General features: G+C 70.3%; 18 protein-coding genes, 1 tRNA gene and 1 pseudogene. 14 read left to right on the top strand and 6 right to left on the bottom strand.

The genetic code is table 11. The annotated features are described in order from the left end of the window. Positions 1–15 precede the first annotated feature (15 nt). The 3 genes from OG623_RS10230 to OG623_RS10220 form a co-directional block, all read right to left on the bottom strand. A complete protein-coding gene (locus OG623_RS10230; RefSeq protein WP_406151764.1) occupies positions 16–501 on the bottom strand; it encodes a hypothetical protein in 486 nt (161 codons plus the stop codon). A gap of 161 nt (positions 502–662) precedes the next feature. Next, entirely contained in the window at positions 663–797 is a 135-nt protein-coding gene (locus OG623_RS10225; RefSeq protein ID WP_406145936.1) for a DUF397 domain-containing protein, read from the bottom strand. Between the two features lie 66 nt (positions 798–863). After that, complete coding sequence (locus OG623_RS10220) at positions 864–1,121, bottom strand: DUF7008 domain-containing protein (RefSeq protein WP_406151762.1); 258 nt, start codon at positions 1,119–1,121, stop codon at positions 864–866. Positions 1,122–1,684: 563 nt separating this feature from the next. Between OG623_RS10220 and OG623_RS10215 the strand changes: the two genes are divergently transcribed. Continuing rightward, positions 1,685–2,641 carry a TauD/TfdA dioxygenase family protein gene (locus tag OG623_RS10215; RefSeq protein WP_406145935.1) on the top strand — a complete coding sequence of 319 codons (957 nt, stop codon included), beginning with the start codon at positions 1,685–1,687 and terminating at the stop codon, positions 2,639–2,641. Between the two features lie 63 nt (positions 2,642–2,704). Here the strand turns inward: OG623_RS10215 and OG623_RS10210 are convergent. The 3 genes and pseudogenes from OG623_RS10210 to OG623_RS10200 form a co-directional block, all read right to left on the bottom strand. Further along, positions 2,705–4,501: pseudogene (locus OG623_RS10210) on the bottom strand (ABC transporter permease/substrate binding protein); the annotation flags it as partial. 530 nt (positions 4,502–5,031) lie between these two features. Then, positions 5,032–6,447, bottom strand: a complete 1,416-nt coding sequence (locus OG623_RS10205) for an ATP-binding protein (protein WP_406145934.1) — start codon at positions 6,445–6,447, stop codon at positions 5,032–5,034. Positions 6,448–6,618: 171 nt separating this feature from the next. Continuing rightward, positions 6,619–6,690, bottom strand: a tRNA-Arg gene (locus OG623_RS10200). 126 nt (positions 6,691–6,816) lie between these two features. On the opposite strand from OG623_RS10200, the gene OG623_RS10195 reads away from it, so the two are divergent. The 13 genes from OG623_RS10195 to OG623_RS10135 all read left to right on the top strand — a co-directional run bounded on the left by OG623_RS10195 (position 6,817) and on the right by OG623_RS10135 (position 21,537). Beyond that, positions 6,817–7,302, top strand: a complete 486-nt coding sequence (locus OG623_RS10195; protein WP_406145933.1) for a PleD family two-component system response regulator — start codon at positions 6,817–6,819, stop codon at positions 7,300–7,302. 208 nt (positions 7,303–7,510) lie between these two features. Next, on the top strand, positions 7,511–8,578 hold the full coding sequence (gene nrtL, locus OG623_RS10190; protein ID WP_406145932.1) for an ArgS-related anticodon-binding protein NrtL: 1,068 nt from the start codon (positions 7,511–7,513) through the stop codon (positions 8,576–8,578). Positions 8,579–8,607: 29 nt separating this feature from the next. Beyond that, entirely contained in the window at positions 8,608–9,999 is a 1,392-nt protein-coding gene (gene lysA, locus OG623_RS10185) for a diaminopimelate decarboxylase (RefSeq protein ID WP_406145931.1), read from the top strand. Between the two features lie 96 nt (positions 10,000–10,095). Further along, on the top strand, positions 10,096–11,406 hold the full coding sequence (locus tag OG623_RS10180; protein WP_406145930.1) for a homoserine dehydrogenase: 1,311 nt from the start codon (positions 10,096–10,098) through the stop codon (positions 11,404–11,406). A gap of 6 nt (positions 11,407–11,412) precedes the next feature. Further along, the gene (gene thrC / locus OG623_RS10175) at positions 11,413–12,489 is read left to right on the top strand and encodes a threonine synthase (protein WP_406145929.1); all 1,077 of its coding nucleotides are present in this window, start codon (positions 11,413–11,415) and stop codon (positions 12,487–12,489) included. 306 nt (positions 12,490–12,795) lie between these two features. Continuing rightward, the gene (gene thrB / locus OG623_RS10170) at positions 12,796–13,713 is read left to right on the top strand and encodes a homoserine kinase (RefSeq protein WP_406145928.1); all 918 of its coding nucleotides are present in this window, start codon (positions 12,796–12,798) and stop codon (positions 13,711–13,713) included. Between the two features lie 388 nt (positions 13,714–14,101). Next, entirely contained in the window at positions 14,102–16,180 is a 2,079-nt protein-coding gene (gene rho / locus OG623_RS10165; RefSeq protein ID WP_406145927.1) for a transcription termination factor Rho, read from the top strand. A 342-nt stretch (positions 16,181–16,522) separates the two neighbouring features. Beyond that, a complete protein-coding gene (locus tag OG623_RS10160) occupies positions 16,523–17,626 on the top strand; it encodes an LCP family protein (RefSeq protein WP_406145926.1) in 1,104 nt (367 codons plus the stop codon). Positions 17,627–17,829: 203 nt separating this feature from the next. After that, complete coding sequence (gene rpmE, locus OG623_RS10155; protein WP_406145925.1) at positions 17,830–18,054, top strand: 50S ribosomal protein L31; 225 nt, start codon at positions 17,830–17,832, stop codon at positions 18,052–18,054. Positions 18,055–18,208: 154 nt separating this feature from the next. Continuing rightward, positions 18,209–19,285, top strand: a complete 1,077-nt coding sequence (gene prfA, locus OG623_RS10150) for a peptide chain release factor 1 (protein ID WP_406145924.1) — start codon at positions 18,209–18,211, stop codon at positions 19,283–19,285. Between the two features lie 53 nt (positions 19,286–19,338). Further along, on the top strand, positions 19,339–20,184 hold the full coding sequence (gene prmC / locus OG623_RS10145) for a peptide chain release factor N(5)-glutamine methyltransferase (protein WP_406145923.1): 846 nt from the start codon (positions 19,339–19,341) through the stop codon (positions 20,182–20,184). Between the two features lie 67 nt (positions 20,185–20,251). Then, a complete protein-coding gene (locus OG623_RS10140) occupies positions 20,252–20,899 on the top strand; it encodes an L-threonylcarbamoyladenylate synthase (RefSeq protein WP_406145922.1) in 648 nt (215 codons plus the stop codon). Then, positions 20,896–21,537 (top strand): protein-tyrosine-phosphatase, encoded by a 642-nt coding sequence (locus tag OG623_RS10135; RefSeq protein ID WP_406145921.1) that lies wholly within the window; start codon positions 20,896–20,898, stop codon positions 21,535–21,537. Before OG623_RS10140 ends, OG623_RS10135 begins: the two co-directional genes overlap by 4 nt. Positions 21,538–21,623: the final 86 nt, after the last annotated feature.

Below are 21,623 nucleotides of genomic sequence, written 5' to 3'. Positions count from 1 at the left end.
GATTTCCGGCCCCGCTCACTTCACGTACTTCAGCAGCTCCGACACCGGCACGGGCGAACCGTCTCTTCCCACGAGGGAGGCGGCGATCTGCACCTCGTCGTCGGCGTGGGCCTTCTTCGAGTAGTCCAGGTGATTGGAGATATGGGCGCACATCTGCAGGACCGTCTTCACCTGCGAAGTCCAGACCTCGAGCGTGGTGTACAGCTCTCCACCCGCGCTGAAGTTCCGTCCCTGCAACTCGGCCGCGGCCCGGGCGGTCGTCCCCGCGCCGGCCTTGTCGATCCCGGCACCCGCGATGTCGGCACGCTTCTGCAGCTCACCGTGGATCCGGAAGGCCTCGTTGCCGACCGCGCCCAGGTCGTCCTGATGAACGACGAGGTCGCCATTGGCCCCGGACCCCGCACTGCCCGACTGGGGTCCGGCTGTATTGAGGCTCATCTGCGTGGACCGCCGGTCCTGTGCGTCGGCCTTGAGCTGTGCCCACTCGTCGTCGAACGTCATGAGTCCCCCGGCTCCGATCGATGTCAACGCATCACCCTAACAACGAGCTTGCCGGGCAATCGTCCGGATTTTCGGTGTTGGCCGGTAGTGGGGGGTGATGCCGATGGCAGGCCCGGCAAGGTCCCGGAACCGCCTGTGCGTGACTGCGTGGATGCCCGAGGTCAGAGCAGCTCGCTGACGAACGTGTGCCAGGCGTCGTGGCCGAAGGCGAGGACGGGGCCGGTAGGGCGCTTGCTGTCGCGGACGGGGACGGGGACGGGGACGAGGTGAGGGGGTTGGGGGCGACCTCGACGCACTCCCCCTGGCCACCGCTGTAGGCCATGTGGGCCTGACCTGTACGTCGCACCCTGAGGGCCGGGGCATCAGCCGCCTGCCGGGCGCCTCCCTCGACGCGTGGCAGGAGCGGGGCGCCAGGCGCGCAGATCCTCGTCGGGCAGGCCGTGCTCACCCTGCTGGGTGGCGCGGTAACCGGCGAAGAACGCGGCGGGGGTACTGCCGTACAGCGGGTCGAACTCGCTGTGCCACTGGTCGAGCCAGGGCTGTAGTTCCAGCAGACCCGCGAGGAGCGGTGTCATCTCCTTTGTGGACAGCCCGGACTCGTTGGTGAAGTACGTCGTCAGAGCCTGGGCCTACTCCCGGTGGTCCCAGCCCATCCACCCGAACAGGCGCTCGATCATTCCGATGGCTCGGGACGTCTCGATGACGTCGATACGCCTCTGGACAACGGCTTTGTAGGCGGCCGGCACCCGAGGGCGGGCTTGACCGCCTCGGCGGGGCGGCACACAATGCGGGACATGACCCTGTACTCGCTGACCACCGTCGCCCTGCGGATGACGGGGCCTTGCGGCGAGTGCGCTCCGCGGTCCACCACCTGTCTGCGCCGCCGCGGCCGTATCGGCTCGCCGCCGGCGTGTGCCTGCGTTCACCCGCGCTGACCGGACGTCAGTAACCCGGCTGCCTTCCAGCCGGTGTTGTCTCTCTCCGGCCTCTCACAACCGATGGGTCCACCGTGTCGCGCGCCTGTCTGCCCGGCAGGCGCGCGGCGTGGGCGTGAATGACCCACCACCTCATCGCGCCGCCGGAGGCCTCGGCCGCTGTCGCGGGTCCCAGCCTGTTCCTTCGGGCACCCGGGCCCGCCTGTCCGGGCCCCACGGCGGCTCGCTCTCCTGCAAGGAGGAACCGTATGACCACCACCGCCACCACCGCCCAACGCCCCACCGTCACCCGGCCCGTCCTGCGCGAGGCGCGCATACCGGAGGACGGCCTGTACGAAGGGCACCGCGTCCTGGAACGGCTGCCGGCCGGTACGACCGCGCGCCCGTACACCCTCTTCGACGTCGTTCCCCAGGCCCGTACGATCGGCGCGGAGATCCAGGGCCTCGACCTCGCCCGGCCCTTGGAGCCGGCCCTGCGTGAAGAGCTGAACCGTGCCCTGCTGGAGTGGAAGGTGCTCTTCTTCCGGGGGCAGAACCTCACCTCCGCAGCCCAGCGCGATTTCGCACGGCACTGGGGCGAGCTCGAAGTCAACCCGCTGCTGGCCACGGGGGACAGTGAGGACGTCGTGCGCTTCGACAAGGCGGAGGGGGCACCGAAGACGTTCGAGAACGTCTGGCACACCGATGTCACCTTCCGCGAGCGTCCCGCTCTCGGCGCCGTCCTGCAACTGCGCGAGGTACCACCGCTGGGCGGCGACACCATGTGGGCCGACATGGCCGCCGCGTACGACAACCTGCCGCAGGAGGTGAAGGACCGTATCGACGGGGCGAGCGCCGTCCACGACTTCATCCCAGGGTTCGCACGCTTCTACACGCCCGAGCAACTCGCCCCCCACCAGGAGGCGTTCCCGCCGGTCGAGCATCCGGTGGTGCGCACGCACCCGGAGTCGGGGCGGCGGATGCTGTTCGTGAACACCTCATTCACGACCCGGATCGTCGGGATCGACCGGGCGGAGAGCGACCGTCTGCTGCGCTTCCTCTTCCAGCAGGCGCACGTCCCCGAGTACCAGGTGCGGTTCCGCTGGCAGCCGGGCGACGTGGCCTTCTGGGACAACCGGGCGACCCAGCACTACGCCGTGAACGACTACGCCCCGCACCCGAGGGTCGCCGAGCGGGTCGCCATCGCGGGGGACCGCCCCTTCTGAGAAGCGGACGGTGGCGGGCCGTGAACGGCGCCCGCCACCGTACGTCCCGGATCAGGGGGAGAGCGGCGCCATCTTGTCGACCACGCCCGGATTCTTGTTGATCCACTTCTCCACGGCCGCCTCCTCATGGCCGGTGCCCGCGTCCTGGATGGCCGCCTCCAGGTCCCCGAGCTGCTCCTCGGACATGTGCCAGTCCTTGAGCCAGCCGTGGAACTCGGGGAACTTCTCCGGGAACGACTTGTGGCCGAGCGAGCGGATCTCGTTCACCTCGCCCCACAACTTCTTGGGGTCATCGAGCTTGGTCAACTCGTACTTGCTGTAGGCCCAGTGCGGCGACCACAGGACGACCGCCACCGGTTCGCGTTTCCGCAGCGAACGCTGCAGCTCCAGGATCATGCTGGGGGAGCTGCCGTCGGTGACCTTGTACTCCTTGTCGAGCCCGTAGCCGGGCAGCACCTCGTTCTTGAGCAGGTTCATCTCGCCCGTTCCGGGCTCGATGCCGATGATCCTGCCGCCGAACTCCTTCGACCTGCCCTTCAGGTCCTCCATCGACTTGATGCCCTTGACATAGCTGGGCACCGTCACTTCCAGCGTGGTTTCGTCGTACCACGGACCGATGTCGACCAGATCGTCCTTGTACTTGTCCCAGTACTGCTTCTGGCCGTTGGGAAGCCAGGCGTCGAACTCCACGTCGACCTGGCCGCCGGCCATCGCGGTGAACATCGACCCGACGTCGTACTGGTGGATGCTGGGCTTGTATCCGCGCCGCTCCAGAACGTTCTTCCACAGGTAGGTGGTAGCAACGTCCTCGTCCCACGGGAAGTAGCCGATGCTGGGAGCCGCGCCTGCTTCCTTCCCCCGGTCCTTCTCGTCCACCTCCCGGCCGTCGTCGTCCGGGCCGGATGCGATCTGCAGACCGCCGGCGAGCAGTGCGAGAACCAGCACGCCTATCCCCGCGAACGCCGTGTTGGGCCTCCACTGCAGGACCTTGCCCGCACGGAGGGCGGCCGCCTTGGCCAGCGCACGGCGGCCGAGAGGTGAGATGCGCTGATTCAGCGCGCCGGTCATACGGTCGAGATACATGGCGAGGATGACCACCGCGAGACCCGCCTCGAAGCCGAGGCCGATGTCCACCGAGCTGATGGCCTCGAAGACGACGGTACCCAGACCGTCGGCGCCGACCATGCCCGCGATGACCACCATGGACAGGGAGAGCATGATGATCTGGTTGACGCCGGCCATGATGGTCGGCAGGGCCAGCGGCAGCTGTACGCGCAGCAGAATGGCACGTGGAGCGGCTCCGAACGCGTCCGCGGCCTCCACGACCTCCTCATCCACCTGCCGGATACCGAGCTCCGTCATCCGGATGCCGGGCGGCATCGCGAAGATGATGGTGGCGACGATGCCCGGCACCACGCCCACCCCGAAGAAGGTGATGCCGGGTACCAGGTAGACGAAGGCCGGCATCGTCTGCATGAAGTCGAGAACGGGCCGAAGGGTCGAGCTCACCGACTTGTTGCGGGCCGCCCAGACGCCGAGCGGTACAGCGATCACCATGGTGACCGTGGCCGCCACGACGAGGAGCGACAGCGTCTGCATCGCCTTTTCCCACAACTCGATCGAGTTGATCAGGAAGAAGCCGGCGGACGCGAGGACGGCTGCCACCAGGCCCCGCAGCCACCAGGCGATCAGCGCGAGGATCGCCCCCATCACCAGGGCGTCGGGGCCCGACATGACGAAGTACACGGCGTCGTACAAGCCTTGGCCGACGGAGTGCAGGGAGTCGAAGAGCCAGGGGAGTCGATCTTCCAGGAAATCGACGGCACTGTTGACGCCGGAACCTATTTCGAGTCTGATCACGGCTTTTCCGCCTTCGTCGCACCGGAGTCCGCGATGCGGCCCCTGATGCTCATCGGTCGCCCGGCTCCCTCGCCGAAGGCCCTGTACTTGCCTTGGGGCTCTGCTGTCAGCCTGGTCACGTGTACCTTTCGCGTCGACCTGAGACCCGGCGAAGAGACATGGCGCCGCCCAGCCCCTCGGCGGTACGGGACATGCGGATGCGCGCGGCGTGTTGCCGTAGCGGCGCCCCGGCCGGGCGGTCATGTGTCCTGGCAGCCGGGTCCTGGCATGCTGCCGTGCCATCCGCGCCGGCCGCCCGAAGGGCGTCCGCGCCCGGACAGGGTGATTCGGGCTGCGACTACCCCGTGATCAGGGAGACAAACGGGGTGGCGGAGAGCTTTCGTTCGGACGAGTACGCCGGTGAGTGCGCCGGTGAGCACGCCGATGCGTGTGCTGATGCGTGTGGCGGTGCGTGCGTTCGTGGAACGCACGCGTTCGCGGCCCTCGGCTGTTGCCTCCTGAATCTGCGTAATCCCTGGTCATCGACCGGCTCAGCGCCAGGCCTCCAGCAACTCCGCCGGTCCGTACGCCGCGTCCAGCGCGCCGCAGTCGGTCCCGCTGCGCGACACCGCGACCACCGGCACGGGTTCCGGTGTCAACGCGGCCCGGTGGCGGTGCAGCGCGGCCAGGTCGTGACGGTCGAAGGGGGAGTTCTCCAGCCACTTCACCGAGCCGACGAACAGCAGTTCCTTGGCGATCGGGGCCCGGTCCGCGCCTACGAGGTCGATCTCCACGTCATTCGTACGTGTCCAGTAGCCGCCGATCGCGGGGGCGGCCGGAAGGCCGGCGTTCGGCAGGAGGCGGGCCAGGGCCTCCCGGACCAGGGGCTCGACGGCCCGGCCGCGCCAGCTGGTCCAGTTGTCCTTGATGCGGGTCAGCGTCAGGTCGCCGCGGCCCCGTTCGATCTCAGGGAGGGCCGGGCCGAGCAGTTTCAGCCAGAAGCGCAGGTATGGGTCCGCGACGCGGTAGCGCCGGTCCTTCGACGGCCGGGTGGACAGCGGCAGTTCGGCGGCGACGATGCGCTTCTCCGTGAGGGCGGTCAGCGACCGTTGCAGGGAGGCGCCGGACAGCCCGCCGGCGGCACGGGCGATGTTGGAGAACGTCCGCTCGCCGCTGCCGATCGCGGACAGCACCGCACGGGCCTGCAACTCCTTGGGGAACTCGGCGGCGAGTGAGCGCTCCGCCGAGACCAGCAGGGCGGACACCGGATCGCTGAGGGCCTCCGCAAGGAAGTCCCAGAGACCCGCTCCGTGCGTCCATTCCGTGCAGATGAGCGGCAGACCGCCGGTGACCAGGGCGGCGTCGAAGGCGGACGCGGCGTCGAGGTCGAGCATCCTGCCGACCTCGGCCGGGTTCAGCGGTCCGAGGACCATCTCGCGTCCGCGCTGGTGGAACGGGCGGCCGTAGCTGTTCAGGGCCTCCATCATCGACAGGTCGGAGCCGATCAGGACCAGGAGTACCGGCTTGGTCTCCAGCACCCGGTCCCAGGCCCGCTGGAGCGTCCCTTCGAAGGCGCCGTCCGTATCCATCAGATAGGGCAGCTCGTCCAGGACGACGATGCTCACCCGGTCGTGGGGCAGGGCGGCCGCCAGCACATCGAACGCGGCGTCCCAGCTCGCCGGCCGGGCTCCGGACAGAACTCCGGCCAGCGGCAGGGTCGAGGCCTCGGCGTCCCGGGCCAGCCGTTGGAGATCCGCCTCGGGGGACGCCCCGGTGGCGGCGTAGAAGAGGAAAGGTGCGCCGGAGCGCTCGGCGAAGCGCTCGACCAGCCTGGACTTGCCCACGCGTCGGCGCCCCCGCAGCATCACGCAGCGGCCCGGACGCTCGCCGCCTGCTCCGGCCGCGACCTTGCCCAGTTCACGCTCGAGCGTGGCCAGCTCGGCCTGCCGGCCCACGAAATCCGCCATGCGCAGCCTCCAGTGACGCAGGACACGAACAATGATGTTACTAACATCGATGATAGTAATGCTCTCGTGGCGCGCAACGACAAAGGGTCGGAACCAGTGAGAACTGGTTCCGACCCTCTGTGCTTGGCGCTTCGTCCGGCCTGCGGTGTGACCACGCTGTCCGAACTGAAGTGCCCCCGGCAGGATTCGAACCTGCGCACCCGGCTCCGGAGGCCGATGCTCTATCCCCTGAGCTACGGGGGCGATATCGCTGCGCTTGGCGGCGACGAGTGAAACCCTACCAGCTCCGACGGGGTGTCCGGGAACAGGTATTTCCGCGTCGTAGCGCCCGCCGCGGGGCCGACGTACGCCACTCCTCCGGGGACGGAAGTGGGCAAAACCCGGACGCAGCTCCTCCGCTCGACCTACTCTCGAAGAGTGTCAGGGGCGTACGGCCGCGTGCTTGTTGTGGACGACAACAAGGTCATCCGGCAGCTGATCAGGGTCAATCTCGAGCTGGAGGGCTTCGAGGTCGTGACCGCGGCCGACGGCGTCGAGTGCCTGGACCTGGTTCACGAGGTCCGCCCGGATGTGGTCACCCTCGATGTGGTGATGCCCCGGCTCGACGGGATACAGACCGCCGCCCGGCTGCGCGCCGATCCCAGGACCGAGCGTCTGCCCGTCGCGGTCATCAGCGCGTGCACGCCGTACGAGGTGGACTCGGGCGTGGCCGCCGGGGTCGACGCGTTCCTGGCGAAACCCTTCGATCCGAGGGAGCTGGTGCGCATGGTGCGCCGGCTCGCGCGGCGAGGGGAGGCTCCCGTCCCGCTCGACGGCAGGCGCGGCGCGGGGACGGCCGGGAGCGCGACCGGCTGAGGGTGCGACCGGCTGAGAGTGCGACCGGCTGAGAGTGCGGGAGTGGCCGGACCGGAGCGCGACCGGCTGACGCCGAGCGCACCGTCGGCCGTACGTACGACCGGCTGACGCCGAGCGCGTGGCCGTCGGCGGCGTGGTCGGGCCGGGCGCTGCCCGTATGGCGAAACCGGTTGGCGAAGTGCCCCCCTTCCTCCCATACGCTTGTGCCGTGACCCCCGCCGATCTCTCCAGGACCGTGCTGCACGCTGTGCGCCGCGCGGTCGACGAGGACGCCTTGCGCGCGCCGGTGCCCGCGCGCGTGCGGGTGGAGCGGACCCGGCCGGGCGGCAGCGGCGACTACGCCTGCGCGGTCGCGCTCCAGCTCGCAGGGCCCGCCGCGCTCCCGGCGCGCGAGGTCGCCGCGCTGCTGCGGGACCGGGTCGCCGGGGTGCCGGGGATCGGGCGGGTCGAGATCACCGGGCCCGGGTTTCTGAACTTCACGCTCGACGCCGCGACCGGTGCCGACGCCCGTGCCGCCCGCGTCCGCGAGGTCCGCGCGCTGGGGATGCGGTACGGGCGGGTGGCCACCGACGCCGGGCGCCTCCACCGCCTCCACCACCCCCGCGAGGTCAGGGCCGCCGTCGTGGCCCAGGGCGCGGCGCGCCTCCTGCGTACCCAGGGCGGTCAGGTGCTGGTCGGCTGCACCGGGGAGCCCGACCCCCGCTGGGAGGAGCTCCGGGTGCGGGTCGGCGTGCGGTACGGGGACGAGGAGAGCGCCGGGATCCGGCCCGTGCCCGCCGGCGTGACCGCCGGGGCGCTGCTGGACCGCCTCGGGCGTGATGCCGCGCTCTGGGGGATGCAGCGGCCGGCGGCCCACGACCGCGCACCCCTGGGGGACGACCTCCTCGTACAGGGGGAGGCCAACGCCCTGTTCCAGGTCCGCTACGCCTACGCCCGCACCCGCGCGCTCACCCGCGAGGCCGAGCGGCTCGGCTTCACCGCCGCGTACGACGAGGGCGCCGACGTCGACGCGCCCGCGCTGCACGCGGCGCTCGCCGACTACCCCGGTGTGCTCGCCGCCGCCGCCCGCCACCACGCGCCCGACCGCGTCGCCCGGTTCCTCGAGACCGCGGCGGACGCCTGCCTCGCCTTCCACGCCACGACCTCGCCGCTCCCCGTCGGCGACGAGAAACCCTCGGCCGCCCACCGCTCACGGCTGGCCCTTGCCGAAGCCGCCGGGACGGTGCTGGCCGGCGGCCTGTTCGTGCTCGGCATCAGCGCGCCCCCCCACCTCTGACGAGAGACTTGAGAGAGCAGAGCAGAACGATGAGCCGATCCGCACACCCCGCAGGGCCCCGCCACGCCGACGTCCTCCCCGAGGGTCACTACTCCGCCCCGGCCACCGACCTCAACGAGCTGGACCCCAAGGTCTGGTCCCGTACCGTCGCCCGCGACGCGGACGGTGCGCTCACCGTCGGCGGGATCGAAGTCGCCCGGCTGGCCGAGGAGTTCGGAACCCCGGCGTACTTCATCGACGAGTCCGACTTCCGGGCGCGCTGCCGCGCCTGGTCGGACGCCTTCGGGGCGGACGCCGATGTCTTCTACGCAGGCAAGGCCTTCCTGTCGCGCGCCGTGGTGCGCTGGCTCAGGGAGGAGGGGCTCAACCTCGACGTGTGCTCGGGCGGTGAGCTGGCCACCGCGCTGGACGCGGGGATGCCCGCCGAGAACATCGCCTTCCACGGCAACAACAAGACCGTCGCCGAGATCGAGCGGGCCGTCGACGCGGGCGTCGGGCGGATCGTCCTCGACTCCTTCCAGGAGATCGTCCGTGTCTCGCACATCGCTCAGCGGCGCGGCGTACGCCAGCGCGTGCAGATCCGTGTCACGGTCGGCGTCGAGGCCCACACCCACGAGTTCATCGCCACCGCCCACGAGGACCAGAAGTTCGGCATCGCGCTGGCGGACGGACAGGCCGCCGAGGCGGTCCGCAGGGCGCTCACCCTGGACGGGCTCGAACTCATCGGCATCCACTCGCACATCGGCTCGCAGATCTTCGACATGGCCGGCTTCGAGGTCTCCGCGCGGCGTGTCGTGCAGCTGCTGGCCGAGATCCGCGACGAGCACGGTGTGGAGCTCCCCGAGATCGACCTCGGCGGCGGCCTCGGGATCGCGTACACCTCCGAGGACGACCCCAGCGAGCCGCACGAGATCGCCAAGGCGCTCAGCGACATCGTGACCCGCGAGTGCGAGTCGGCAGGTCTGCGCACCCCGCGCATCTCCGTCGAGCCCGGCCGGGCGATCGTCGGCCCCACCGCGTTCACGCTGTACGAGGTCGGCACCATCAAGCCCCTGGAGGGCCTGCGGACGTACGTGAGCGTCGACGGCGGGATGTCGGACAACATCCGCACCGCCCTGTACGACGCCGAGTACAGCGTCGCGCTCGTCTCCCGCACCTCCGAGGCCGAGCCCATGCTCGTACGCGTCGTCGGCAAGCACTGCGAGAGCGGTGACATCGTGGTCAAGGACGCGTTCCTGCCGTCCGACCTGGCCCCCGGCGACCTGATCGCGGTCCCCGCCACCGGCGCGTACTGCCGCTCCATGGCGAGCAACTACAACCACGCCCTGCGCCCGCCCGTCGTCGCCGTGCGTGACGGACAGGCCCGGGTCATCGTCCGGCGTGAGACGGAGGACGATCTCCTGCGTCTCGATGTCGGCTGATGAAATTCACATCTCAAAATCCGGACGGGTGGCAGGAAACCCCCGTCCGGTGAGTGAGACTGGTCCACACATCAGAAGTATGAGAAACGAGGTCGGATGATGCGTACGCGTCCGCTGAAGGTGGCGCTGCTGGGCTGTGGAGTGGTCGGCTCAGAGGTGGCGCGCATCATGACGACGCACGCCGACGACCTCGCCGCGCGCATCGGCGCGCCGGTCGAGCTCGCCGGTGTCGCCGTCCGCCGGCCCTCCAAGGTCCGGGAGGGCATCGACCCCGCGCTGATCACCACCGATGCGACCGCCCTGGTCAAACGGGGCGACATCGACGTCGTCATCGAGGTCATCGGTGGCATCGAGCCCGCCCGGACGCTCATCACGACCGCCTTCGAGCACGGCGCGGGCGTCGTGTCGGCCAACAAGGCGCTGCTCGCCGAGGACGGATCCGCGCTGCACGCCGCCGCGGAGAAGAACGGCAGGGACCTCTACTACGAGGCGGCCGTGGCCGGCGCCATCCCGCTCGTACGGCCGCTGCGCGAGTCCCTCGCGGGGGACAAGGTCAACCGGGTCCTCGGCATCGTCAACGGCACGACCAACTTCATCCTCGACCGGATGGCCACCAGCGGAGCCGGATACTCCGAGGCGCTCGACGAGGCCACCGCCCTCGGGTACGCCGAGGCCGACCCGACCGCCGACGTCGAGGGCTTCGACGCCGCGGCGAAGGCCGCGATCCTCGCCGGGATCGCCTTCCACACCCGGGTGAGGATCGGCGAGGTGTACCGCGAGGGCCTCACCGAGGTCACCGCCGCCGACATCGCTTCCGCCCGGCGCATGGGCTGCACGGTCAAGCTCCTGGCCATCTGCGAGCGCGCCGCCGACGGGCGGTCCGTCACCGCCAGGGTGCACCCCGCGATGATCCCGCTCAGCCATCCGCTCGCCTCCGTCCGCGAGGCGTACAACGCGGTGTTCGTCGAGTCCGAGGCGGCCGGGCAGCTGATGTTCTACGGCCCCGGCGCCGGCGGCGCACCCACCGCGTCCGCGGTGCTCGGCGACCTGGTCGCCGTGTGCCGCAACATCATCGGAGGCACCACGGGCCCCGGTGAGTCCGCCTACACGCGTCTGCCGGTCAGCCCCATGGGCGAGGTCGTCACGCGCTACCACATCAGTCTTGACGTGGCCGACAAACCTGGCGTACTCGCCCAGGTCGCGACGGTCTTCGCCGAACAGGGCGTATCGATCGACACGGTCCGACAGCAGAGCCGGCCGGACAGTCAGGAAACCGGCGGCGAGGCTTCGCTCGTCGTCGTCACCCACCGCGCGTCCGACGCCGCCCTCTCCGGGACCGTCGAGGCGCTGCGCAAGCTGGACACCGTGCGCGGTGTCGCCAGCATCATGCGTGTTGAAGGGGAGTAAGGACCCATGACCAGCAAGGGCACCCACCAGTGGCGCGGCATCATCGAGGAGTACCGGGACCGCCTTCCGGTCACGGCCACGACGCCGGTCGTCACGCTCCGTGAGGGCGGTACGCCGCTCGTTCCGGCGCAGGTCCTCTCCGAGCGCACGGGCTGCGAGGTGCACCTCAAGGTCGAGGGCGCCAACCCCACCGGGTCGTTCAAGGACCGCGGCATGACCATGGCGATCACCCGGGCCAAGGAGGAGGGTGCGCAGGCCGTCATCTGCGCCTCCACGGGCAACACCTCCGCCTCCGCCGCCGCGTACGCCGTGCGCGCCGGCATGGTCTGCGCCGTCCTCGTGCCGCAGGGCAAGATCGCGCTCGGCAAGATGGGTCAGGCGCTCGTCCACGGCGCGAAGATCCTCCAGGTCGACGGCAACTTCGACGACTGCCTGACCCTGGCCCGCAGCCTTTCTGACAACTACCCGGTGGCGCTGGTCAATTCGGTCAACCCGGTCCGGATCGAGGGCCAGAAGACGGCCGCGTTCGAGATCGTCGACGCGCTCGGCGACGCCCCCGACATCCATGTCCTGCCGGTGGGCAACGCGGGCAACATCACGGCCTACTGGAAGGGCTACAAGGAGTACGCCGTCGACAGCGTCTCCACGCACACCCCGCGCATGTGGGGCTTCCAGGCGTCCGGTTCCGCGCCGATCGTGCGTGGCGAGATCGTCAAGGACCCGGCGACCATCGCAACCGCGATCCGGATCGGCAACCCGGCGTCCTGGCAGTTCGCCCTGGACGCACGGGACGAGTCGGGCGGTTTCATCAATGATGTGACAGACCGTCAGATCCTGTCCGCCTACCGCCTGCTGGCCTCCCAGGAGGGCGTTTTCGTCGAGCCCGCATCGGCGGCATCGGTGGCAGGCCTGCTCAAGGCGGTGGACGAGGGCAAGGTCGACCCCGGCCAGAAGATCGTCTGCACCGTCACGGGCAACGGCCTCAAGGACCCCGACTGGGCCGTGGCGGGTGCCCCCCAGCCGGTCACCGTCCCGGTCGACGCGGCAGCCGCCGCCGAGAAGCTGGGCCTCGCGCAGGCCTGACCCGAACGACGGGCTCCGGGGCCTTACCGCCCCGGCCCGGGGCCTTCCCGCCCCAGCTCAACCGCCCTTTCGGGGCAGAGAGCGCATGGGAGGTGTGCGACACGCATCGTGCGCCTCCTGTGCGCCCTATGTCGCCACAGAACCTTCCTTCGATAAGCTGTACTCGACCCGCCCCGCCGCATCCGCCGCGGTGCAGCAGCCGTCGTGACTGCCGGGCCCCCCGTCCCCCCGCGCAGCGGCACCCCACGCACATCGAAGTACCCTGCACCACATCCCCGCCGCCGTACAGGAAGAGTCGTCCAACCGATGGCCGGTCCCGCGTTCCGAGCCGCCGCCGTCCGGGTGCGCGTCCCCGCAACCAGCGCCAATCTGGGCCCGGGTTTCGACGCCCTCGGGCTCTCGCTGGGGCTCTACGACGACGTCGTCGTCCGGGTCGCCGATTCCGGGCTGCACATCGACATCGCAGGTGAGGGCGCCGAGACGCTGCCCCGCGACGAGAACCACCTGCTCGTACGCGCGTTGCGCACGGCCTTCGACCTGCTCGGCGGGCAGCCGCGCGGCCTGGAGATCGTCTGCGCCAACCGCATTCCGCACGGCCGCGGCCTCGGGTCGTCGTCCGCCGCGATCTGCGCCGGGATCGTCGCCGCACGCGCCGTGACGACGGGCGGCGAGGCCCGTCTCGACGACGCCGCGCTCCTGGAGTTGGCGACCGAGATCGAGGGTCACCCCGACAACGTCGCGGCCTGTCTGCTCGGCGGATTCACCCTCGCCTGGATGGACGGCGGAGCCGCCAGGGCGATCCGGATGGACCCCGCGGCCTCCGTCGTGCCGGTGGTCTTCGTCCCGGCCACCCCGGTGCTCACCGAAACCGCCCGTGGCCTTCTGCCGCGCACCGTCCCCCATGTGGACGCCGCGGCCAACGCCGGCCGTGCCGCGCTGCTCGTCGAGGCCCTGACCAGGCGCCCCGACCTGCTGCTCGATGCCACGGAGGACCGGATCCACCAGGAATACCGGGGTCCCGCGATGCCGCAGAGCGTGGAGCTGGTCAACCGGCTGCGCGCCGACGGCGTCCCTGCTGTCATCTCCGGGGCGGGGCCGACCGTGCTCGCGCTGACGGAGGAAGGCTCGGCGGACAAGGTCGCCGGGCTGGCGGGTGAGGGCTGGGCCGCGAACCGGCTCACTCTCGACGCCACGGGTGCGAGTGTCCTGCCGCTTGCCGCGTAGTCCCACGTGATTGCCGGTGCATGAGAGGGGGAATGTTTGTTGGAGCCGGTAGTGTTAACCTCAAGTCAGCAATGGACGTCTTCGTGGCGCGTTGCTTCGTGTCCCCCTCCGGGACCACCACTCTTCCGGGAGCCTCCCCGACTGCCTGAGCAGCCTGCCTGAGCTTTCGAGCACGCTCCGGAACCGGCACGACACCCTCTTGCTCGTCCAGGAGTGGGCCGAGCAGGGGGATCTCGCGCCGGAACCCCGCACATTCGTCTCTCCGCCGTACCCGGCGGACCACCGCCCCGGCAAGGTCCGCGATCGACACGATCAACAGACCGCAGTCGGACAGCACAACCGGTCGCCGAGCCAGAAGGCCGACGTCCGCTCCAGGGAAGGACCCTTCGTGAGCGACACCACCGATCTGATGGGCGCCACTGCCGACAAGAGCGTCGACAGCCCCGCGCCCGCCGAAGGTGCTGCCTCTGGCACCACCTCACGGCGCCGCCGCTCCGGCACCGGCCTCGAGGGCATGGTCCTGGCCGAGCTGCAGCAGGTCGCGTCCGGCCTCGGCATCAGGGGGACTGCGCGGATGCGCAAGAGCCAGCTGATCGAGGTCATCAAGGAGGCGCAGGCCGGAGGTTCCTCCGCGCCCGCCCCCAAGGCCGCCGCATCCGCCGGTACGGACGCCGGGAGCAAGCCGAAGCGCCGCGCCACGTCCAAGACGCGCACCGGTGACGAGAGCGCAGCCGCTCCGGCCACCGACAAGGCCGCCGACCAGCAGCAGATCGACATCCCCGGTCAGCCGGCCAGTGACGACCAGCCGACGAACGAGCGCCGCCGTCGCAGGGCCACCGCACAGGCGGGCAGCCCCGACACCAAGGCGGAGCAGCCCACGTCCGAGTCCAAGAGCGAGCCCAAGGGCGACTCCAAGGCGGACGCCGAGCCGAAGGCGAAGTCCGAGCCCAGGCACGAGGGCCGTAACGAGGGCCGTCAGGACCGCGGCGACGAGCGCGACGGGACGAAGGGCGAGGCCAAGGCCGAGTCCGCCGCCGACACGGCCGAGGGCCGTCGCGGCGACCGTCAGGACGGCCGGCGTGACCGTGGTGACCGCCGTGACCGCCAGCGTGACCGGCGCGGCGGCGGCAAGGGTGACGACCAGGGCCAGCAGGGCGGCGGACGCCGTCAGGGCCAGCAGGGCGGCGGCCAGAACCAGGGCGGCGGCCAGCAGCAGGACGACGGTTACGACGACGAGGGCGGCCGTCGCGGCCGCCGGGGCCGTTACCGCGACCGCCGTGGCCGTCGGGGCCGCGACGACTTCGCGACCGACGTCCAGGTGGCCGACGACGACGTCCTGATCCCCGTCGCCGGCATCCTCGACATCCTCGACAACTACGCGTTCATCCGGACCTCCGGCTACCTGCCCGGACCGAACGACGTGTACGTCTCGCTCGCCCAGGTCCGCAAGAACGGCCTGCGCAAGGGCGACCACGTCACCGGTGCGGTGCGCCAGCCCAAGGACGGCGAGCGCCGCGAGAAGTTCAACGCGCTGGTCCGTCTCGACTCCGTCAACGGCATGGCGCCCGAGACCGGCCGCGGCCGTCCCGAGTTCCAGAAGCTGACGCCGCTCTACCCGCAGGACCGGCTCCGTCTGGAGACCGACTCCAACGTCCTGACCACCCGGATCATCGACCTGGTCGCACCGATCGGCAAGGGCCAGCGAGGCCTGATCGTGGCCCCGCCGAAGACCGGTAAGACCATGATCCTCCAGGCCATCGCCAACGCGATCACGGTCAACAGCCCCGAGTGCCACCTGATGGTCGTCCTGGTCGACGAGCGTCCGGAAGAGGTCACCGACATGCAGCGGTCGGTGAAGGGCGAGGTCATCTCCTCGACCTTCGACCGTCCCGCCGAGGACCACACCACGGTCGCCGAGCTCGCCATCGAGCGCGCGAAGCGCCTGGTGGAGCTGGGCCACGACGTGGTGGTCCTGCTGGACTCGATCACCCGTCTGGGCCGCGCCTACAACCTGGCGGCACCGGCCTCGGGCCGCATCCTGTCCGGTGGTGTCGACTCGACCGCGCTGTACCCGCCGAAGCGCTTCTTCGGCGCGGCGCGCAACATCGAGGACGGCGGCTCGCTGACCATCCTGGCCACCGCGCTCGTCGAGACCGGCTCGCGCATGGACGAGGTGATCTTCGAGGAGTTCAAGGGCACCGGCAACATGGAGCTCAAGCTCGACCGGAAGCTCTCGGACAAGCGCATCTTCCCGGCGGTGGACGTCGACGCGTCCAGCACCCGTAAGGAAGAGATCCTGCTCGGCACCGACGAGTTGGCCGTGGTCTGGAAGCTGCGCCGGGTGCTCCACGCGCTCGACCAGCAGCAGGCGATCGAGCTGCTGCTCGACCGGATGAAGAAGACCCAGTCCAACGCGGAGTTCCTGCTCCAGATCCAGAAGACGACGCCGGGCAACGGCAACGACTGACCGCCCTTCCCGGCCGCAGAGATCCGCCCCGTCACACGCGTGACGGGGCGGATCTCCGCGTATGGCCCTCATAAGGACCGCGACGGGCGCATCGGAGACCTTTGCCACACGGGCGTGGCCGGTAACGGGCCGGCGCGGATCCCGTACGACCGGCCGAATTGCCTGGTGAGCACCGGATTCCCGGCCCGTTCGACCGCCCCTCCTGAGGCTCCCGTCGCCGGACGGGGGCCTCAGGTCGCTGTGCAACGCTTCTCGCTGCTCCGGTCGTCCTACCGAGTGACGCCGGATCGCGCCCGTGCACCACGGCAGGGGGTGACAGCGAGCAGCGAAAGAGGGAGCCGTATGAGCGAGCAGAGCAGGAGCACAGGCCGAATACGGGGCTCCGGCAGCCGCCGGAGGAAACCGTCACGCGGCCGCCGGGTGAAGAAGATCGCCCTGTGCTGCGCCGCCGCCCTGGTGGTCATCGGGGGATCCGGGCTCGGTTACGCCTACTTCACGCTCAACGGGAACCTGAAGGGCGTGGACATCGACGCCGCTCTGGGCACCGACCGCCCCGACGACGTGGACAACGGGTCGCAGGACATCCTGGTGCTGGGATCGGACTCACGCTCCGGCGCCAACTCCCGGTACGGCGCCGACGAGGGCTCGGCGCGCGCGGACACCGCGATGGTCGTCCACGTCGACGAGGGCCACAAGGCGGCGAGCGTGGTCTCGATCCCGCGGGACACCCTCGTCGACCGCCCGGCCTGCGCGAGCGGCACCGGTGGCGGACAGGTCGGCGCCGAGCAGGAGGCGATGTTCAACTCGGCGTACGCCGTCGGCGGGCCGGCCTGCGCGGTGAAGACCGTAGAGGCCATGTCCGGGATCCGCATGGACCACTACGTCGAGGTCGACTTCACCGGCTTCAAGAAGCTCATCGACGAGCTCGGCGGTGTCGAGCTCACCACCTCGCAGGCGATCGACGACCCGGACAGCCACCTCACGCTGAAGCCCGGCACGCACACCCTCACCGGTGAGCAGTCGCTCGGCCTGGTCCGCACGCGCCACAGCGTCGGCGACGGCAGTGACCTCGGCCGTATCCAGCTCCAGCAGGCGTTCGTCAAGGCGCTGATGGACCAGACGAAGAGCGTCGGGGTGTTCTCGAACCCGAAGACCCTCTTCGGGCTCGCCGACACCGCGACCAAGGCCGTCACCACCGACTCCGAGCTGGCCTCCGTCAAGAAGCTCACCGGCTTCGCGAACGGGCTCAAGGGCCTCGGCTCGAAGAACGTCGACATGGTGACCCTGCCCGTGGAGTACGACCCCGACGACCCGAACCGCGTGCTGCCCCAGGAGAAGGCCGACCAGCAGGTGTGGACGGCGCTGGAGCACGACAAGGCCATCCCGGCGTCCGCCACCGCGCAGTCGGCCGGCGACAAGGGCGGGGCGGGCAAGGTCGTGCGGTGACCGGGGCGGGCAGGACCGTGCGGTAACGGCACATTCCGTGACTCCCCGCTCGCGGACCGTTCCCCTTTCGCGCGGGAATACACCCGGCCGGGTTCTCGTTTTGGGAGATACGGCCGGTCCTGGCAGACTGGTACGTCGGCCCCGGTTCACGGACGCGCAATCCGCGCGAACGACCCGGTGCCCTCCCGAATCTAGGAGACACCTTGAAGCGCGACATTCACCCCGAGTACTTCGAGACCCAGGTCAGCTGCACCTGCGGTGCCTCGTTCACCACCCGGACCACTCTGGAAGGCGGCGCCATCCGCGCCGACGTCTGCTCCGAGTGCCACCCGTTCTACACGGGCAAGCAGAAGATCCTCGACACCGGCGGCCGTGTGGCGCGCTTCGAGGCCCGCTTCGGCAAGGCTGCCGGCTCCGCCAGCAAGTAGCGAGCCACTGCGCCGGTTCCCGACGCCCTCCAACGGGGCGTCGGGGCCGGCGTTTTTCCGGCTGTGCGGCCCCGACGCCCCCTCGGGGCGCGACACCGGCGCACACCGTCCAGCAGGCCCGCAGACGTATGACGCAGGAAGCAGGAGCCCGAAGATGTTCGAGGCGGTCGAGGAACTGATCGGCGAGCACGCCGATCTCGAGAACAAGCTCGCCGACCCGTCGGTCCACGCCGACCAGGCCAACGCGCGGAAGCTCAACAAGCGCTACGCGGAGCTGACCCCGATCGTCTCCGCCTACCGGTCCTGGAAGCAGACCGGCGACGACATCGAGACCGCCCGCGAATTCGCCGCCGACGACCCGGACTTCGCCGCCGAGGTCAAGGTCCTGGAGAAGCAGCGTGAGGACATCACGGAGAAGCTCCGCCTTCTCCTCGTCCCGCGTGACCCCAGCGACGACAAGGACGTGCTCCTGGAGATCAAGGCGGGCGCGGGCGGCGACGAGTCGGCCCTCTTCGCCGGCGATCTGCTGCGGATGTATCTGCGCTACGCCGAGCGCGTCGGCTGGAAGACCGAGATCATCGACTCCACCGAGTCCGAGCTCGGCGGCTTCAAGGACGTCCAGGTCGCCGTGAAGACCAAGGGCGGCAACGGCGCCACCGAGCCGGGCCAGGGCGTCTGGGCCCGGATGAAGTACGAGGGTGGGGTGCACCGGGTGCAGCGCGTGCCCTCCACCGAGTCGCAGGGCCGTATCCACACCTCGGCCGCCGGTGTCCTCGTCACGCCCGAGGCGGAGGAGGTCGACGTCGAGATCCACGCCAACGACCTGCGTATCGACGTCTATCGCTCGTCGGGCCCCGGCGGCCAGTCCGTCAACACCACGGACTCCGCCGTGCGGATCACCCACCTGCCGACCGGTGTCGTCGCTTCCTGCCAGAACGAGAAGAGCCAGCTCCAGAACAAGGAGCAGGCCATGCGCATCCTGCGGTCCCGGCTGCTGGCCGCGGCCCAGGAGGCGGCCGAGCAGGAAGCCTCCGACGTACGCCGCAGCCAGGTGCGCACCGTGGACCGTTCCGAGAAGATCCGGACGTACAACTTCCCGGAAAACCGGATCTCGGACCACCGCGTCGGCTTCAAGGCGTACAACTTGGACCAGGTGCTCGACGGGGACCTCGACTCCGTCATCCAGGCCTGCGTGGACGCGGACTCCGCCGCCAAGCTCGCCGCCGCATAAGCCGTCAAGCCCCACAGCCCCGCCCCGCTCGTGAACCCGTACGGAGAACCGCGATGAACCTGCTGCTCGCCGAGGTGGCCCAGGCCACCCAGCGGCTGGCCGACGCCGGTGTCCCCTCACCGCGATTCGACGCCGAGGAACTCGCCGCGTTCGTGCACGGTGTCAAGCGGGGCGAGCTGCACAACGTGCCGGACGCCGACTTCGACGCGCGCTACTGGGAGACGATCGCCCGGCGCGAGGCCCGTGAGCCGCTCCAGCACATCACCGGGCGCACCTTCTTCCGTTATCTGGAACTCCAGGTCGGCCCCGGTGTCTTCGTCCCGCGCCCGGAGACCGAGTCGGTCGTCGGCTGGGCGATAGACGCGGTCCGCGCGATGGACGTCGTCGAACCGCTGATCGTCGACCTCTGCACCGGATCGGGCGCCATCGCGCTCGCCATGGCGCAGGAGGTGCCGCGTTCGCGTGTGCACGCCGTGGAGCTGTCCGAGGACGCCCTGAGGTGGACGCGGAAGAACGCCGAGGGGTCCAGGGTCACCGTCCACCGCGGCGACGCGCTGAGCGCCCTTCCCGAGCTCGACGGACAGGTCGACCTCGTCATCTCCAACCCGCCCTACATCCCGCTCACCGAGTGGGAGTACGTGGCGCCCGAGGCCCGCGACCACGACCCGCAGATGGCGCTGTTCTCCGGCGAGGACGGACTCGACACCATCCGCGGCATCGAACGCACCGCGCACCGGCTGCTCCGCCCCGGCGGGCTCGTCGTCATCGAGCACGCCGACACCCAGGGCGGCCAGGTGCCCTGGATCTTCACCGAGGAACGGGGCTGGGCGGACGCGGCCGACCACCCCGACCTGAACAAGCGCCCCCGGTTCGCCACGGCCCGTAAGGCCATGCCGTGACCGACGGTGCGTCGCAACCGCACGACCCCTATCCGTCCCACCCGTACATGTCCGAGGAGGCCGGCTGATGGCACGGCGATACGACTGCAACGACGCGACCGACCGTACGACCGGCCTGCGTGAAGCCGCGTCCGCCGTCCGCCGCGGCGAACTGGTCGTGCTGCCCACCGACACCGTGTACGGGATCGGTGCGGACGCCTTCAGCTCGGAGGGCATCGCCGATCTGCTCGACGCCAAGGGCCGTGGACGCAACATGCCGACCCCGGTCCTGATCGGCTCCCCGAACACCCTGCACGGCCTGGTCACAGACTTCTCCGAGCAGGCCTGGGAGCTCGTCGACGCGTTCTGGCCCGGCGCCCTCACCCTCGTCGCCAAGCACCAGCCGTCCCTCCAGTGGGACCTCGGCGACACCCGTGGCACCGTCGCCGTCCGGATGCCCCTGCACCCGGTCGCCATCGAGCTCCTCACGGAGGTCGGCCCGATGGGAGTCTCCAGTGCCAATCTCACCGGACACCCCTCGCCGGAGACCTGTGACGCCGCCCAGGAGATGCTCGGCGACAGTGTCTCCGTCTACCTCGACGGCGGCCCGACCCCCGGGATCGTCCCGTCGTCGATCGTCGACGTCACCGGCAAGACCCCCGTACTGCTGCGGGCAGGCGCACTCTCGGTCGAGGAACTCCGCAAGGTGGTACCCGACCTCGAGGTGGCCAATTGACCGCCCCTGAGGGGCGTGGCATAGCGGGGCAGTACGACACTTTCCGCATCCTCCACGTCAGCACCGGCAATGTCTGCCGCTCGCCCATCACCGAGCGGCTGACCCGCCACGCCCTCGTGGACCGCCTCGGGGATCCGCTCAGCGGCGGGCTCATCGTGGAGAGCGCGGGCACCTGGGGACACGAGGGCGCACCCATGGAGGCGAACGCCGAGGTCGTCCTCGCCGACTTCGGCGCCGACGCCACCGGCTTCGTCGGCCGTGAGCTGCTCGACGAGCACGTGATCCGTGCCGATCTGGTGCTCACCGCCACCCGCGACCACCGTGCCCAGGTGATCTCCATGGGCCACTCGGCGGGCCTGCGGACCTTCACGCTCAAGGAGTTCACCCGGCTGGTGCGGGCCATAGACCCCGCGACGCTGCCCGACGCCCGCGAGGAGGGCGTCGTCGAGCGGGCCCGCGCGCTGGTGCGTGCCGCGGCGGCCCTGCGCGGCTGGCTGCTGGCCCCCACGGCGGACGCGGACGAGGTCTACGACCCGTACGGCGCCCCGATCACGTTCTTCCGCTCCATCGGCGACGAGATCAGCCAGGCGCTCGATCCCGTCATGACGGCCCTGACCGGGGTACGCGCCCCGCACTGAGGCGGGGACCGGCCCGGAGCCGTCCGGGCCGGCAGGGGAGCGTGGAACCGTCACCCGTGGCTCGGTGTCCTTGCTCATGAGACTAG

Origin of the sequence: Streptomyces sp. NBC_01012 (assembly GCF_045162755.1) — a bacterium.
Classification (GTDB): domain Bacteria; phylum Actinomycetota; class Actinomycetes; order Streptomycetales; family Streptomycetaceae; genus Streptomyces.
The sequence above is the reverse complement of the archived record's forward strand: the minus strand, read 5'-3'. Positions and strand labels throughout refer to the sequence as shown.

Bases quoted from the DNA above. Each gene is read 5' to 3' on its own strand.
- OG623_RS10230 (WP_406151764.1), bottom strand. From the start codon at position 501: ATGACGTTCGACGACGAGTGGGCACAGCTCAAGGCCGACGCACAGGAC.
- OG623_RS10215 (WP_406145935.1), top strand. From the start codon at position 1,685: ATGACCACCACCGCCACCACCGCCCAACGCCCCACCGTCACCCGGCCC.
- OG623_RS10205 (WP_406145934.1), bottom strand. From the start codon at position 6,447: ATGGCGGATTTCGTGGGCCGGCAGGCCGAGCTGGCCACGCTCGAGCGT.
- lysA (WP_406145931.1), top strand. From the start codon at position 8,608: ATGAGCCGATCCGCACACCCCGCAGGGCCCCGCCACGCCGACGTCCTC.
- OG623_RS10180 (WP_406145930.1), top strand. From the start codon at position 10,096: ATGATGCGTACGCGTCCGCTGAAGGTGGCGCTGCTGGGCTGTGGAGTG.
- thrC (WP_406145929.1), top strand. From the start codon at position 11,413: ATGACCAGCAAGGGCACCCACCAGTGGCGCGGCATCATCGAGGAGTAC.
- thrB (WP_406145928.1), top strand. From the start codon at position 12,796: ATGGCCGGTCCCGCGTTCCGAGCCGCCGCCGTCCGGGTGCGCGTCCCC.
- OG623_RS10160 (WP_406145926.1), top strand. From the start codon at position 16,523: ATGAGCGAGCAGAGCAGGAGCACAGGCCGAATACGGGGCTCCGGCAGC.
- prfA (WP_406145924.1), top strand. From the start codon at position 18,209: ATGTTCGAGGCGGTCGAGGAACTGATCGGCGAGCACGCCGATCTCGAG.
- prmC (WP_406145923.1), top strand. From the start codon at position 19,339: ATGAACCTGCTGCTCGCCGAGGTGGCCCAGGCCACCCAGCGGCTGGCC.
- OG623_RS10140 (WP_406145922.1), top strand. From the start codon at position 20,252: ATGGCACGGCGATACGACTGCAACGACGCGACCGACCGTACGACCGGC.